Origin of the sequence: Streptomyces curacoi, assembly GCF_001513975.1 — a bacterium.
Taxonomy (GTDB): Bacteria; Actinomycetota; Actinomycetes; order Streptomycetales; family Streptomycetaceae; genus Streptomyces; species Streptomyces curacoi.
The window spans coordinates 353,490-366,694 of the sequence record NZ_KQ947988.1; the positions used below are offsets into that span (position 1 = coordinate 353,490).

12 protein-coding genes are annotated in these 13,205 nt (G+C 71.2%); 2 read left to right on the plus strand and 10 right to left on the minus strand.

The genetic code is table 11. The features are described 5' to 3' along the window. The 5 genes from AQI70_RS18315 to AQI70_RS18335 form a co-directional block, all read right to left on the minus strand. On the minus strand, positions 1-1,947 hold the full coding sequence (locus AQI70_RS18315) for an ABC transporter permease (RefSeq protein ID WP_062150959.1): 1,947 nt from the start codon (positions 1,945-1,947) through the stop codon (positions 1-3). After that, positions 1,947-3,029 (minus strand): quaternary amine ABC transporter ATP-binding protein, encoded by a 1,083-nt coding sequence (locus AQI70_RS18320; protein ID WP_062150961.1) that lies wholly within the window; start codon positions 3,027-3,029, stop codon positions 1,947-1,949. The genes AQI70_RS18315 and AQI70_RS18320 overlap by 1 nt, the downstream gene beginning before the upstream one ends. Further along, positions 3,029-4,558 carry a GMC family oxidoreductase gene (locus AQI70_RS18325; protein ID WP_062150964.1) on the minus strand — a complete coding sequence of 510 codons (1,530 nt, stop codon included), beginning with the start codon at positions 4,556-4,558 and terminating at the stop codon, positions 3,029-3,031. The genes AQI70_RS18320 and AQI70_RS18325 overlap by 1 nt, the downstream gene beginning before the upstream one ends. Positions 4,559-4,703: 145 nt before the next feature. Next, positions 4,704-6,230 (minus strand): aldehyde dehydrogenase family protein, encoded by a 1,527-nt coding sequence (locus AQI70_RS18330; RefSeq protein ID WP_062150967.1) that lies wholly within the window; start codon positions 6,228-6,230, stop codon positions 4,704-4,706. A gap of 210 nt (positions 6,231-6,440) precedes the next feature. Continuing rightward, positions 6,441-7,010: a DinB family protein gene (locus AQI70_RS18335; RefSeq protein ID WP_062150971.1), complete on the minus strand. Its 570-nt coding sequence runs from the start codon at positions 7,008-7,010 to the stop codon at positions 6,441-6,443. A gap of 74 nt (positions 7,011-7,084) precedes the next feature. On the opposite strand from AQI70_RS18335, the gene AQI70_RS18340 reads away from it, so the two are divergent. Both AQI70_RS18340 and AQI70_RS18345 read left to right on the plus strand, forming a co-directional pair. Beyond that, on the plus strand, positions 7,085-8,122 hold the full coding sequence (locus tag AQI70_RS18340) for a helix-turn-helix transcriptional regulator (protein ID WP_062150974.1): 1,038 nt from the start codon (positions 7,085-7,087) through the stop codon (positions 8,120-8,122). 12 nt (positions 8,123-8,134) lie between these two features. Next, positions 8,135-9,031: a GNAT family N-acetyltransferase gene (locus tag AQI70_RS18345; protein WP_062150977.1), complete on the plus strand. Its 897-nt coding sequence runs from the start codon at positions 8,135-8,137 to the stop codon at positions 9,029-9,031. Positions 9,032-9,070: 39 nt separating this feature from the next. Here AQI70_RS18345 and AQI70_RS18350 read toward each other — a convergent pair whose 3' ends face one another. The 5 genes from AQI70_RS18350 to AQI70_RS18370 form a co-directional block, all read right to left on the minus strand. Beyond that, complete coding sequence (locus tag AQI70_RS18350) at positions 9,071-9,979, minus strand: LysR family transcriptional regulator (RefSeq protein WP_062150980.1); 909 nt, start codon at positions 9,977-9,979, stop codon at positions 9,071-9,073. A 213-nt stretch (positions 9,980-10,192) separates the two neighbouring features. Then, a complete protein-coding gene (locus AQI70_RS18355) occupies positions 10,193-10,861 on the minus strand; it encodes a type 1 glutamine amidotransferase domain-containing protein (protein ID WP_062150983.1) in 669 nt (222 codons plus the stop codon). 29 nt (positions 10,862-10,890) lie between these two features. Then, entirely contained in the window at positions 10,891-11,622 is a 732-nt protein-coding gene (locus AQI70_RS18360; RefSeq protein WP_062150986.1) for an HAD family hydrolase, read from the minus strand. A 131-nt stretch (positions 11,623-11,753) separates the two neighbouring features. Further along, the gene (locus tag AQI70_RS18365; protein ID WP_062150989.1) at positions 11,754-12,311 is read right to left on the minus strand and encodes a type 1 glutamine amidotransferase domain-containing protein; all 558 of its coding nucleotides are present in this window, start codon (positions 12,309-12,311) and stop codon (positions 11,754-11,756) included. Positions 12,312-12,352: 41 nt separating this feature from the next. Beyond that, entirely contained in the window at positions 12,353-13,126 is a 774-nt protein-coding gene (locus AQI70_RS18370; protein WP_062150992.1) for a cupin domain-containing protein, read from the minus strand. Positions 13,127-13,205: the final 79 nt, after the last annotated feature.

Genomic DNA, 13,205 nt, shown 5'->3' on the forward strand with positions numbered 1-13,205 from the left:
TCACGCTCCCTTCTTCGCGCGGCGCTCGGTCGGCTGGGTCACCCGGTCCAGCATCAGGCCCAGGCAGACGATCGCGGCACCGGCCACCAGACCGGTCGCCAGGTCGCCCTGCGCGAGGCCGAAGACGACCTCGTAGCCGAGCGCGCCACCACCGACCAGGCCGCCGATGATGACGACGGCGAGGACGAGGACCACGCCCTGGTTGACGGCGAGCAGCAGCGCCCGGCGGGCGAGCGGAAGCTGGACCTGGCGCAGCTGCTGGGCGGGGGTCGCGCCGAGCGAGCGGGCCGACTCCATGGCGGCCGGGTCGACCTGGCGCAGACCCTGGGTGGTGATGCGGACGACGGCGGGCAGGGCGTAGACGACGGCCGCGGCGGCCGCGGGGGCACGGCCCACGCCGAACAGGGCGACGACCGGGATCAGGTACACGAACTGCGGCATCGTCTGGAAGACGTCCAGGACAGGGCGCAGCAAGCGCTCGACCCGGTCGCTGCGGGCCGCCGCGACACCGGTCGCGAAGCCCAGGACCAGGGTGACGGCGACGGCCGCCAGGACCTGGGAGAGAGTGTCGAGCGACGGCTGCCACACGCCGAGGACGCCGATCGCGGCCATGGCGAGCACGGCGGTCAGCGCGGTGCGCCAGGTGCCGATCAGCCAGGCGAGCGTGGCGACGATCAGCAGGACCGACCACCAGGGCAGCCACTGCAGGCCGTCGCGCAGCGGGTCGAGGATCCAGGTGGTGAAGTGGGCGGCCCAGTCGGCGGTGCCGCCGATGACGGGGACGCCGGAGTAGAGGTGGTCGGTCATCCAGTCGACGGCACGGTTGACCGGCCCGGCGAAGTTCAGGGTCCAGGTGTCGGGCCAGTCGAGGCGGCCCGCCAGACGCCCGGCCACCGCCACGGCCACGGCGCCGGTCAGCGCGTACACCCAGCGCGCGCGGCCGTTGGGCTGCGGTTCGTCACCGAGCCGCTCCCCTGCGGCGCCGGTCACGCGGTCCAGTACGACGGCGAGCAGCACGATCGGGATGCCCGCGGTCAGCGCCGCGCCGACGTCGACCGAGGCCAGCGCCTGGTAGACGCGGTCACCGAGGCCGCCGGCGCCGATGACCGACGCGATGACCGCCATCGACAGCGCCATCATGATCGTCTGGTTGAGGCCGAGCAGGAGTTCCTTGCGGGCCAGCGGGATACGGGCGGTCAGCAGCCGCTGCCGCGCGGTCGCGCCCAGCGACTCGACCGCCTCCAGCACCTCCTTGTCGGCGCCGCGCAGGCCGAGGGCGGTGAGGCGGGCCATCGGCGGGGCGGCGTAGACGACGGTGGCCAGGACGGCGGCGGGCACGCCCATGCCGAAGACCAGCACGACGGGCAGGAGGTAGGCGTAGGCCGGGAGCACCTGCATGGTGTCCAGCACCGGGCGCAGGGCCCGGTCCATACGGTCGGACAGCCCGGAGGCGAGACCCAGCAGCGCGCCCACCACGACCGAGGCGAGGACCGCCACGACCATGAGCGCGAGGGTCTGCATGGTCGGGATCCACATGCCGAGGAACCCGCACGCCAGGAACGCCACACCGGTGCCGGCGGCGAGCCTGAGGCCCGTGACCCGCCAGGCGACGAGCGCTGCGGCGGCGGTGACGCCGGCCCAGCCGGCGGCGAGCAGCACGAGGTACACGGCGCGTACGCAGACGACGACCGCGTTGCTGATGTGCCCGAAGAAGTAGAGGAACAGCGGGTGGCTGTCCCGGTTGTCGATGATCCAGGTGCTGGCCGTGGTGAGCGGCTCGGAGACGTCGACGGTCAGCGCGGCCGGCCAGCTGCCGCTCGCCCAGCGGGCGTTCGCCAGCGGTACGAGGATCGCGGCGGCGAGGACCAGGAGAGCGAGCTTGGCGACAGCCCGGTTTCTCAGGACCGCGGGCAGACCACGGGGAGTCGGTGCGGTGATCGTTGCCATCAGACCGTCTCCTTGGCGGTCCCGGCCACCACCTCGAGCAGTGCCTCGGAGTCCACCACCCCGACGCACCGGCCCTCGTCGACCACGCGCGCCGGAGCCTTCGCGCGCGCGACCGCCTCGATCGCCTCGGACACCGTGGCGTCCGGCGCCACCGCCGGGCCGTTGCCCTGTTCCCCCGCCGACGCGGCCCGCATGGCCGTGCGCACGGTCATGACCTGCTCGCGTGGGACGTCCCGGACGAACTCGCGGACGTAGTCGTCGGCCGGGGAGCCCACGATCTCCTCCGGGGTGCCCAGCTGGACGACGGCGCCGTCGCGCATGAGGGCGATGCGGTCGCCGAGCTTCAGGGCCTCGTTGAGGTCGTGGGTGATGAAGACCATCGTGCGGCCCTCCTCGCGGTGCAGGCGGACGACCTCCTCCTGCATGTCCCGCCGGATCAGCGGGTCGAGCGCGCTGAACGGCTCGTCGAAGAGCAGCACCTCGGGGTCGACCGCGAGCGCCCGCGCGAGGCCGACGCGCTGGCGCTGACCGCCGGACAGCTGGCCCGGCCTGCGGTGCTCCATGCCCTCCAGGCCGACCTTGGCCACTACCTCGGCGGCCCGCTGGCGGCGCTCCGCCTTGCCGACGCCCTGGATCTCCAGGCCGTACGCCACGTTGTCGAGGACCGTGCGGTGGGGCAGCAGGCCGAAGTGCTGGAAGACCATCGCGGCGCGGTGGCGGCGCAGTTCGCGCAGCCGGGACTTGTCCATGGCGCGGACGTCCTCGCCGTCGATGGCGATGGTGCCGGCCGTCGGCTCGATCAGCCGGGTCAGACAGCGCACCAGGGTGGACTTGCCGGAGCCGGACAGGCCCATCACGACGAAGACCTCGCCCTTGCGGACGTCGAAGGAGACGTCCCTGACCGCCGCGGTGCAGCCGGTGCGGCTGCGCAGCTCGGCGGGCGCGAGCGCGGTCAGCTCCGGGTCGGCGGGGACCCGGTGCGCCTTCGGGCCGAAGACCTTCCACAGGCCTTCGACGGAGAAGACCGGCGCGGTCGGGGGCTTACGGGTCTCGGGCGTGGTGTTCTGTGTCGTCGTGGTCATCACGCGTCACCTCCCATCAGGTCGGCCGCCTTCTCCCCGACCATGAGCACCCCGATCATCGGGTTCACGGCGGTCATGGTCGGGAAGACGGAGGCGTCCGCGATACGAATGCCGTCCAGGCCGCGGATCCGCAACTGCGGGTCCACGACCGCCATTTCGTCGTCGGCGGCGCCCATACGGCAGGTGCCGGCCGGGTGGTACACGGTGTGCGCGACCTTGCGCGCGTACTCGCTGAGCTCCTCGTCGTCCGTGACCTCGGGGCCCGGGCAGACCTCGCGCTTGAGCCAGCCGGCCAGCGGTTCGGTCTTCGCTATCTCGCGAGCGATCTTGATCCCGTCGACCAACGTCCGCCCGTCGTAGTCGTCCTCGTCGGTGAAGTAGCGGAAGTCGAGCGCGGGCTTCACGGACGGGTCGGCGCTGGTGAGGTAGAGCCGGCCGCGGCTCTTCGGCTTGGGGATGTTCGGGGTCATCGAGACGCCGAACTCCGGCCGCTGGTAGCCGAGGCGCTCCGGGTTGTCCGTGAACGGGATCTGGTAGAAGTGGAACATCAGGTCGGGGCCCTGGTGTTCGGGGTCGCGGCGCACGAACAGGCCCGCGTCGGAGTCCATCGCGGAGTTGTCGGGGATCGGGCCGTGGGTCTCCCAGACGATCACCGACTCGGGGTGGTCGAGCAGGTTCTCGCCGACGCCGGGCAGATCGAGCGCCACGGGTATGCCGAGCGCCTCCAGGTCCGCCTTCGGTCCGATGCCGGAGTGCAGCAGCAGCCGCGGGGAGTCGACCGCCCCCGCGCACAGCACGACCTCGTTGCGGGCCCGTACGAGCAGTTCCTCGCCGTCCTTGGTGCGCACGTGCACGCCCTCGGCGCGGGTGCCGTTCAGCTCCAGCCTGTACGCCCACGTCTCCAGCAGGATCGTGAGGTTGTCGCGCTCGTCCATGATCGGGTGCAGATACGCCACCGACGCCGACGAGCGCTTGTTGGTCTCGGGGTGGTAGGCGAGGTCGAAGAAGCCGACGCCCTCGTGGAAGGGCTGCTTGTTGAAGCCCTCGACGCGCGGGACGCCGAGCGCGCTCTGCGCCGCGTCGACGAAGTCGCGGGCGATGGCGTTCCGGTCCTGCTCGTCGACCGGGACGATGTTGTTCTTCAGCCGGGCGTAGTAGGCCTCCATCGGCACCGTGCCCCAGCCCTTGGCGCCGGCCTCCTCCCACTCGTCCCAGTCGGACGGCAGCGGCTTGAAGGAGATGAGGGTGTTGTGGGAGGAGCAGCCGCCCAGGACGCGGGCGCGGCTGTGGCGGATGTGGGAGTTGCCGCGGGGCTGCTCGGTGGTCGGGTAGTCGTAGTCCAGCTCGCCGCCGAGCAGGCCCATCCAGCGGCGCAGGGTGAGGACGTCGTCCCGGCCGACGTCGCTGGGGCCGCCCTCGATCACGGCGACCGTGACGTCGGGGTTCTCGGTGAGGCGGGCGGCGATGACCGAGCCGGCCGTGCCGCCGCCGATGACGACGTAGTCGTATACAGGGGTGTTGGGGGACATGGTGGGGGTACTCCAGGGGTCTTGCGAGGTCCTGCCCCGAGGGGGGAGGGGGCAGGACCGGGTCGAAGGGGCTGGACCGGTCAGGGGGTGGGCCGGTCAGGGGGTGGACCGGTCAAGGGGGGTGGACCGGCCGGGGGCCGAGCGGTCAGCCCGCGAACCAGCGGACGGGCTTCGGGGCGAGGTTCTGGTAGACGTGCTTGGTCTCGCGGTACTCGGCGAGGCCGGCGGGGCCGAGTTCGCGGCCCACCCCGCTCTTGCCGAAGCCGCCCCACTCCGCCTGCGGGAGGTAGGGGTGGAAGTCGTTGATCCAGACGGTGCCGTGGCGCAGGCGGCCCGCGACGCGCCGGGCCCGGCCCGCGTCGGCGGTCCACACCGCGCCCGCGAGGCCGTACTCGGTGTCGTTGGCGAGGGTGACCGCCTCGTCCTCCGTGCGGAAGGTCTCGACGGTGAGGACCGGCCCGAAGACCTCCTCCCGTACGACCCTCATCTCGCGGTGGCAGTGGTCGAGGACGGTCGGCTCGTAGAAGTAGCCGCTCTCCGGCCGCTCGGGGGACGGCTCGGGCCGCTTGCCGCCGGAGCGCAGCACCGCGCCCTCCTTGAGCGCGGAGTCGACGTACGCCTCGACCTTCGCGCGCTGCTGCTCGGAGACGAGCGGGCCGCACTCGACGCCGTCGGCGGTGCCCCGGCCGAGGCGGATCCTCTCGGCGCGGCGGGCGAGTTCGGCCACGAAGCGGTCCCGGACGGACTCCTCGACGATGAGGCGGGCGCCCGCCGAGCAGACCTGGCCGCTGTGGATGAAGGCGGCGTTGAGGGCCTGGTCGACGGCGGTGTCGAAGGCCTCGTCGGTGGCGCAGGCGTCGGCGAAGACGACGTTGGGGTTCTTGCCGCCGAGTTCGAGGGCGACCTTCTTGACGGTCGGGGCGGCGGCCTGGGCCACCTTGGTGCCGCTGACCAGGCCACCGGTGAAGGAGACGAGGTCGACGTCGGGGTGCTCGGCGAGCCGGGCGCCGACCGAGTGGCCAGGGCCGGTGACGATGTTGGCGACCCCGGCCGGGAGGCCCGCCTCGACCAGCAGCTCGATGAGCGCGATGGTCGTCATCGGCGTGATCTCGCTCGGCTTGACCACGAAGGTGTTCCCGGCGGCCAGCGCGGGCGCGATCTTCCAACTGGCCTGGAGGAGGGGGTAGTTCCAGGGCGTGATCAGCGCGCACACGCCGACCGGCTCATGGACGACGACGCTGTGGATGTCGGACGAGCCCGCGTCGACGACCCGGCCCGGGGCCTCGCCGGCGACGAGGTCGGCGAAGTAGCGGAAGGCGTCGGCGACGCAGTCGATGTCGACCCGGCCCTCTTCGAGGGTCTTGCCGGCGTCCCGGCTCTCCAGCAGGCCGAGCTTCTCGCGGTCGCGCACCAGCAGGTCGGCGACGCGCCGCAGCAGGGCCGCGCGCTCGGCGACGGGCGTACGGGGCCACTGCCCCTGACCGCCGTCGAAGGCGCGGTGAGCGGCCGCCACGGCCAGATCGGTGTCCTTCTCGTCACCCTCCGCGACCACGGCGAAGGGCGTCGCGTCCGCGGGGTCGAGGATCTCGCGCGTGGCTCCGGAGACGGCCGCACGCCATTCCCCTCCCGCGTGGATGGTGCTGCGCGCCTGGAGTTCCGTTCGTTCCGCCATGATCGAGTGTTGCCTTCCGTTCCTGTTCAGAGTCCCTGCGTCACACACGTGTCACCCACGGGACCGGGTGCGCCTGCCCCCCGCCTTCGGATGCATGCGCGATCAGGGGCCGAAAGTGCGCTGTGTCACTGAACAGCTGTGTCACTGAACGCGCGAACAAACCGGGCGGAATCGGTTCGATCGACGACGCGCAGCCACTCCCCTACACCATCAAGGTGCCGGGAAGTCGGCCGGCGGGTCCTCCCCCACCCGTCCGTCGACCGACTCGCGGATCATGTCGGCCTGGCCGACGTGGCGGGAGTACTCCTCGATGAGGTCGGCCAGGATGCGCCGCACGCTGGGCGTCCGGCCGTCGGGCCAGGTGTGGCGGACCGGCTGGTCCACGCCTCCCTCGGACAGCACCTGCCGCAGGTTCCTCCGCGAACGGGCCACGGCCTCCCGCCACAGTGCGTACAACCGCTCCGGCTCGTCCGCCGCGGCCGACCGCCACTCCCAGCCGGGGTCGGCGTCCCAGTCGACCGCGTTCCACGGCGGGGGCAGCTCGGCCCCGAGCAGGCGCCGGGTGAAGTACTCGTCCTCGACGAGGGCCAGATGCTTGAGGAGCCCGCCCAGGGTGAGGGCGGAGGGGCCGAGCCGCGCGCTCAGGCCCGCCGCGTCCAGGCCCTCGCACTTCCAGGCGAAGGTCCGGCGCTGCCGCTCCAGGGAGCCGATCAGGGTGTCCGCCTCGGTGCCGGCGACGGGCGGCTCAAGGAGGACCGGCTGTTCGCTGTCGTAGGTCATGAGGGGCAGACTAGGAACCATTCCGGTCGATCCGCTTCCGGAACCTTCGGGAAATCACAGCACCTGGGCAGACGATGAGCCACGCCGAGAGCCACGCCGACAGCCCCACCGCCCGCGCCCTCCTGCTCCTCGAACTGCTCCAGAGCAGCCCCGGCATCACCGCCGACCGCCTCGCCGACCGGCTCGGCGTCTCCGAGCGCGCGGCACGCCGTTACGTCGGCATCCTGCGCGAGGCCGGCATCCCGGTGGAGTCCACCCGGGGCCCGTACGGCGGCTACCGCATCGGCCGGGGCCTGCGCCTGCCGCCGCTGATGTTCAGCCCGACCGAGGCGCTCGGCCTGGTCATGGCCGTACTGGACGGCCATCACGACGCGGCGGACCCGTCCGGCCCGGTGGGCAGTGCGCTCGGCAAGCTCCTGCGCGCCCTTCCCGAACCGGTCGCCCACCCGGCCGAGGCCGTGCGCAGGGTCAGCGCCCGGGGCGGCCCCGGCAGCACCGCGCGCCCCGACCCCGGCACCACGGCCACCCTCGTGCAGGCCGCCGCCGCGCACCGCCGTCTGCGGCTCGGCTACCGGCTGGGAACGCGCGGGGAGCGCACCATGGAGGTCGATCCGTGGGCGGTGGTCGTGCACCACGGCCGCTGGTATCTGCTCTGCTGGTCGCACACCCGCGAGGCGCGGCGCGTCCTGCGTGTGGACCGGGTCGCCACGGTGACGGAGCTCCCCGACACCTTCGGGCCGCCCGCCGGTCTGAACCCCGCAGAGACGGTCGAGGAGCACCTCTCCGAGGGCTGGACCTACGAGGTGGAGATCGTGATCCACGCGCCCGCCCCGCTCGTCGCCGAGTGGCTGCCCCGCAGCCTGGGCCGCCCCGAGCCGGTCGACGACCGCACCACACGCCTCCTCGCCACCACCGACGAACCGGACTGGTACGCGGCGCAGCTCACGGCGATCCGGGCGCCGTTCCGCATCGTCGGACCGCGGGAGCTGCGGGAGGCGGCGGGCGCGCTCGGCCGGCGCCTCGCCGACGCGGCGGCCGGAGCGGTGACCGAAGCGGTGACCGAAGCGGTGGACCCGGGCAGAACCGTGGACCACGACAAGTCCTTTGACTAGAGTCAAAGAAATATGGAGCCAGTGTCAACGGAGCACCTGACGGCCTTCCGCCGCTTCAACCGTTACTTCACGCGCCGCATCGGCGTACTGGACGACCACTACCTCGGCCAGAACCGCCCGCTGGGCGAGGCCCGGCTGCTGTTCGAGATCTCCGAGTGCGCGGACGGCGCGTCCCTGCGTGAGCTCAGGACCCGGCTCGGCCTGGACGCCGGGTATCTGAGCCGGATGGCCAAGGCCCTGGAGGCGCAGGGCATGGTCCGGCTGAGTGCGCACCCGCGGGACAACCGGCTGCGGATGATCGAGCTGACCGCGGCCGGGCGGGTGGAGGTCAAGGAGCAGAACCGGCGGGCGAACGCGGCCGCCGCCGCGCTGCTCGAAGGCCTCAGCGCGGCACAGCGCGCCGAGCTGACCGAGGCGATGGCCACCGCTCAGCGGCTGCTGCGCCTCGCCGGGATCACCGTCGACCTCGTCGACGGTGCCGCCCCGGACGCCCGCGCCTGCCTGGACGCGTACGCGGCCGACATCGACAAGCGCTTTCCCGAGGGGTACGACAAGGACACCCTCGTACGGCCCCAGGAGGTGTCCGGCGACGCCGGCGCCTTCTTCGTCGCCTACGAGGAGGAACGCCCGGTGGGCTGCGGGGCGCTGCGCCGCCTGGAACCCGGCGTCGGCGAGATCCGCCATGTCTGGGTGCACCCCGACGCCCGCCGCCTCGGCCTGGCCCGCCGCCTGCTGGCGGCCCTCGAACAGGAGGCGGCGGCACGGCAGTTGACCGTCGTACGCCTCGACACCCATGCCGTGCTCACCGAGGCGCAGGCGATGTACCGGGCGTGCGGGTACTCGGAGATCGCGGCCTACAACGACGACGTCTACGGCAACCACTGGTTCGAGAAGCGGCTGCGCTCATGAGGACGCCCGGGGGAGGCGGCCGGGCCGCCTCCCCCGGTTCTACACCTGCGACGGCATCCAGTCCCGCGCCTTCTCCACCAGCAGATCGTGCAGGCCGGCAAGGCGCGGGTCGGACAGCGACCCGCAACGGGTCGCGAGATAGAAGGTGTTGATGGGTGGCAGCTCGGGCTCGATCAGCGTGACCAGTTCTCCGCAGGCGAGTTCACGGGTGCACAGATAGGTCGGGACCACCGAGATACCGGCGCCGGCGACGACGGCGGCGATGACTGCCCGCAGATCCGGTACGACCACGGCCGGATGCTCGGGCGGAGGAGTTTCGAACACGGTCCGCCAGTACCGGCGGATGAGGGGCACGGTCTCCGCATACGCGATCAGCGGAACCTTCTCCAGCGCCCGCGGTCCGTCGACCGCGAGTGCTCCGGCGGGGAGACCGTCGGCGACCTGGGGCGCGGCGACGAGGGCGAACTCCTCGTCGGTCAGCGGGATTCCGTCCACGCCACGACATCGGGGCTGGATGGTGGAGATCACTATGTCCAGGTGGCCGCTCTTGAGGTCGGCCAGCAGCTCCGACGACTCGCCGAGACTGACGCGTACGTCCAGCCCGGAGGCGATCAGTGAGCTGATGGAAGGCAGGAGGCGGGCGGTGACCAGTTCCGCGGGCCCTCCGATGCGCAGGGGCCGGTTGCTCGGCGTCTGCTCGAAGTGGCGTCTGATCGCCGCGTTGATCTGGGTGATGGAGCTCTCGATGTCATGAGCAAGGGCTTTCCCTTCGACTGTCGGTACCGCCCCTTGTGGTGTACGGTCGAACAGCGGCTTCCCGAGTTCGCCCTCCAACCCGCGGATGTGCTGCGTGACCGAGGGCTGAGTGATACCGAGCTGCCGCGCGGCTTTGGTGAACGATCCTGTGTGATAGACGGCTATGAATGTTTGCAGCCATCCCAGTTGCATGTCATCCGGCCCCCCGTTGCCGGCACAGGGAGGCCGTGCCCAAGTCGGTGCGGTGCACGCCATCCCCCGTTGTTGATCTGGTACGTACATGGCCTTTCTTGTAACGTACATGACCCAGAACGTGCCGACGGGCGGTTCGCTGGAGCAGTCGCGTAAAGCATGTGCAAACCGATCCGGCCCGCCCGCCGACAGTCTGGGATAGCAGCGAAGAGGCTAGGCGGCGGAGGACTGGCGGATGGCCAGCTCGGCCACCTTGGCCGCCGAGGCCGGGTTCTGACCCGTCACCAAGCGGCCGTCGGCCACCGCGTGTTCGGCGAAGTTCCCCGTCTTGGTGATCTTGGCGCCCTTCTCGATCAGCGCGGTCTCAAGCGCGAACGGAACCACGTCGCTCAGCCCGACGGCGTCCTCCTCCTCGTTGGTGAACGCCGAGACCTGCTTGCCCTGCACGATCGGTGTGCCGTCGGCCAGCGTGACCGGCAGCAGACCGGCCGGGCCGTGGCAGACGGCCGCGACCACGCCGCCGCGCCGGTAGATCGCCGACGCCAGTTCGGCCAGCTCGGTGGCGGCCGGGAAGTCCCACATCGTGCCGTGGCCACCGGCGAAGTAGATCGCGTCGTAGTCGGCGGCGTCGAGCTGGTCGGCGGTCGGGGTGTTCTTCAGCTCCTCGGCATAGGTGTCGAGGAACGCGGCGGAGACGGTGTCACCGTCCTTGACGCCGTCCCGAGGTGCTTCGCCGCCCTTGACGGAGACGAAGGCGATGTCCCATCCGGCCTTGGTGAACACCTCGGTGGGGTGGGCGACTTCGGGCACGTAGAAGCCGGTGGCACGGCCGGTGTCACCGAGCTGGTGGTGGGAGGTCAGGGCGAAGAGAACCTTCGGCATGAAGGCTTCCTTTCTCTGCGGGGTTGGGTTCAGGCCGTGAGAGTGGCCAGTTCGGGCAGGTACACGCGCCGCTGCCGGCGGGCGATGGCGCGTTCGATGTGGTCCTCGGTGTGGTAGCCCCACCAGGCCCACAGGGATCGGGCCCCGGTGTCGCGGACGGCGAGCGCGTTGGTGATGTGGTCGTCGATGAAGGTCACCGCCTCGGCGGGCAGACCGTCGTTGTCCGCGAGGCGCAGGACGGCCGTGCGCTTGTCGGAGCAGTCGCCGATCACTTCGACCACGGTGTTCTCCAGCCGGTAGTGGGCCAGGATCTCCCAGACCGAAGCGGCGTCCTTGGCGGTGACGATCGACGTGCCGCGCCCGCGGTGCCGGTGCAGCAGCTCATGGATGCCGGGGTAGAGGGTGTGCATGTCCAGCCAGGTGTCCGGCTGTTCCTGGCGCAGCGCGGCCCGCACGGCGGTCGCGCCCGCGGTGAGGGCGCTGAGCTTCTTGGGCGGGATGCGGGACAGCAGCGCTTCGTAGTCGTCGTTCGTCCGGATGGCCTCGGCGGCGGGACTGCGGGCGACCATGAAGTCCTCCAGCAGCCGCGCGTATCTGCGCACGGTGCGGAACCTGTCCAGGAAGCTCCTGGGCATCGCGTCGGCCAGTTCACGGATCGGTTTCGCGGCGATCTGCCCGGGGTCGTGGTCGGCGTAATAGGTGACCAGTGCGCATTCGGTGAAGGCGTCGGCGATGACGCCGTCGAAGTCGAGTACCAGCAAAGGTGATCCCCCAAAGGTCGGTCCGGGGGTGCGGGGCGCCGGCTCTGTTGGCCGGGGGCAGCCGTCTCCGGCGCCCCGCACGATTCAGGCGGCAGTCCTCCCGGCCCGCCGGGCGGCGGGCGGGCCGGGGGTCAGGCCGCTGCCTGGGCCGTGGCCTCGGTCTTCGCGGCGACGGTGGCGAAGACCTGCTGCATGAAGCGGCCGACGTAGGCGTAGTACGAGCAGGTGATGATGTGGCCGTCCACGATCACATCGGAGTCCACCACGTTCGCGCCGGCGTTGATGACGTCGTCGCGCAGACCGATGTAGGCGCACGCGGTGCGGCCCTTGAGGACTCCGGCGGAGACCATGATCCACGGCCCGTGGCACAGGCCGGCGACGACCTTCTCGGCGGTGTCCATGGCACGGACGAAGTCGAGGACATGGGCGTCCTGGCGCACGCGGTCGGGAGCCTCGTGGCCGCCGGTGAGGATGACCGCGTCGTAGTTGCGAGCGTCGAGCTGGTCGAAGGCGACCAGCGGCTTGGCGGTCTTGTCCATCGGAAGCGGCACACCGTACTTGCCGACGACATCGGCGCCGTTCTTGGTGGCGACGTCCACGTTCCAGCCCTCTTCGATGAGCCGGTAGTAGGTGTAGACGACGTCGTGGTCCTGGAATCCGGGGCCGGTGATGATCACGGCACTGGGCATGAGTGTCCTCCTGTACGTCGAAGCTGAAGGGATGTGCGCGGTCAGGCCAGGGCGAGGGAGAGGTAGTACTGGTCCAGCGCCGGGCGCCGGTCGTCCGCCTGGGCGGGGGCGAGGATGTCGATCTCGCCGGTGACCACACCGGTCAGGCCGAGCGGGACGTGGAACAGATCGCTCTGCTGGCGCCGGTAGAAGATGTCGGCGCCCGCGCGGATGGAGAAGGTGAACTCGCCGTCGGGCGACCGCTCACGCAGCCGGGCCTGCGGCAGATAGGAGACCGGCTTGGCCGGCAGCTCGGGAGCCTCGGTGTGCTCGGTCTCGTACGCGGTGTGCTCCCGGCTGTAGTTGTCCCGCAGCCGGATCAGGTCGAACTTGTTGCGCGGCGCCTCGATCTCGACCAGCCAGAGCGGGCCCGGGCCCAGGCTCCGAGTGGAGTGGAAGGCCCCGCCGCCGATGCGCAGGATCGTTCCCGCACCTACGGGGTGCTGGTCGGTGAGGGTGTCGGTGACTCCCTGGCCGGCCAGGCACAGCAGATAGGTGAGCTTGCGGGGATGGACATGCATCGAGGTGGACTGTCCCTCGTTGATCTTCAGGTTCCAGACGTCGATGAAGTCGTCCACGTAGATGCGGTACTCCATGCCCCACGGCTTGGGGATGACCTCGTTGAGGTGGTCGTCTCCGTCCAGGGTCTCGTTGCCGATCCGGCTTCCCTTGCGGACGACCTCGTTGAGGGCGGAGAAGTCACGCGGGCCCGGGTCGATCCGGGTCACCCGCTCGCGGGTCTGGGTTGCTGTCAGGCCTTGCGTCAGCTCGGACATGAGGATGCTCCCCCTTCGGTGTCGGCTGCGTCCCCCCGGCCGACAACGAACCTAGGGACCGGAGGGAGGAGATCCAAAT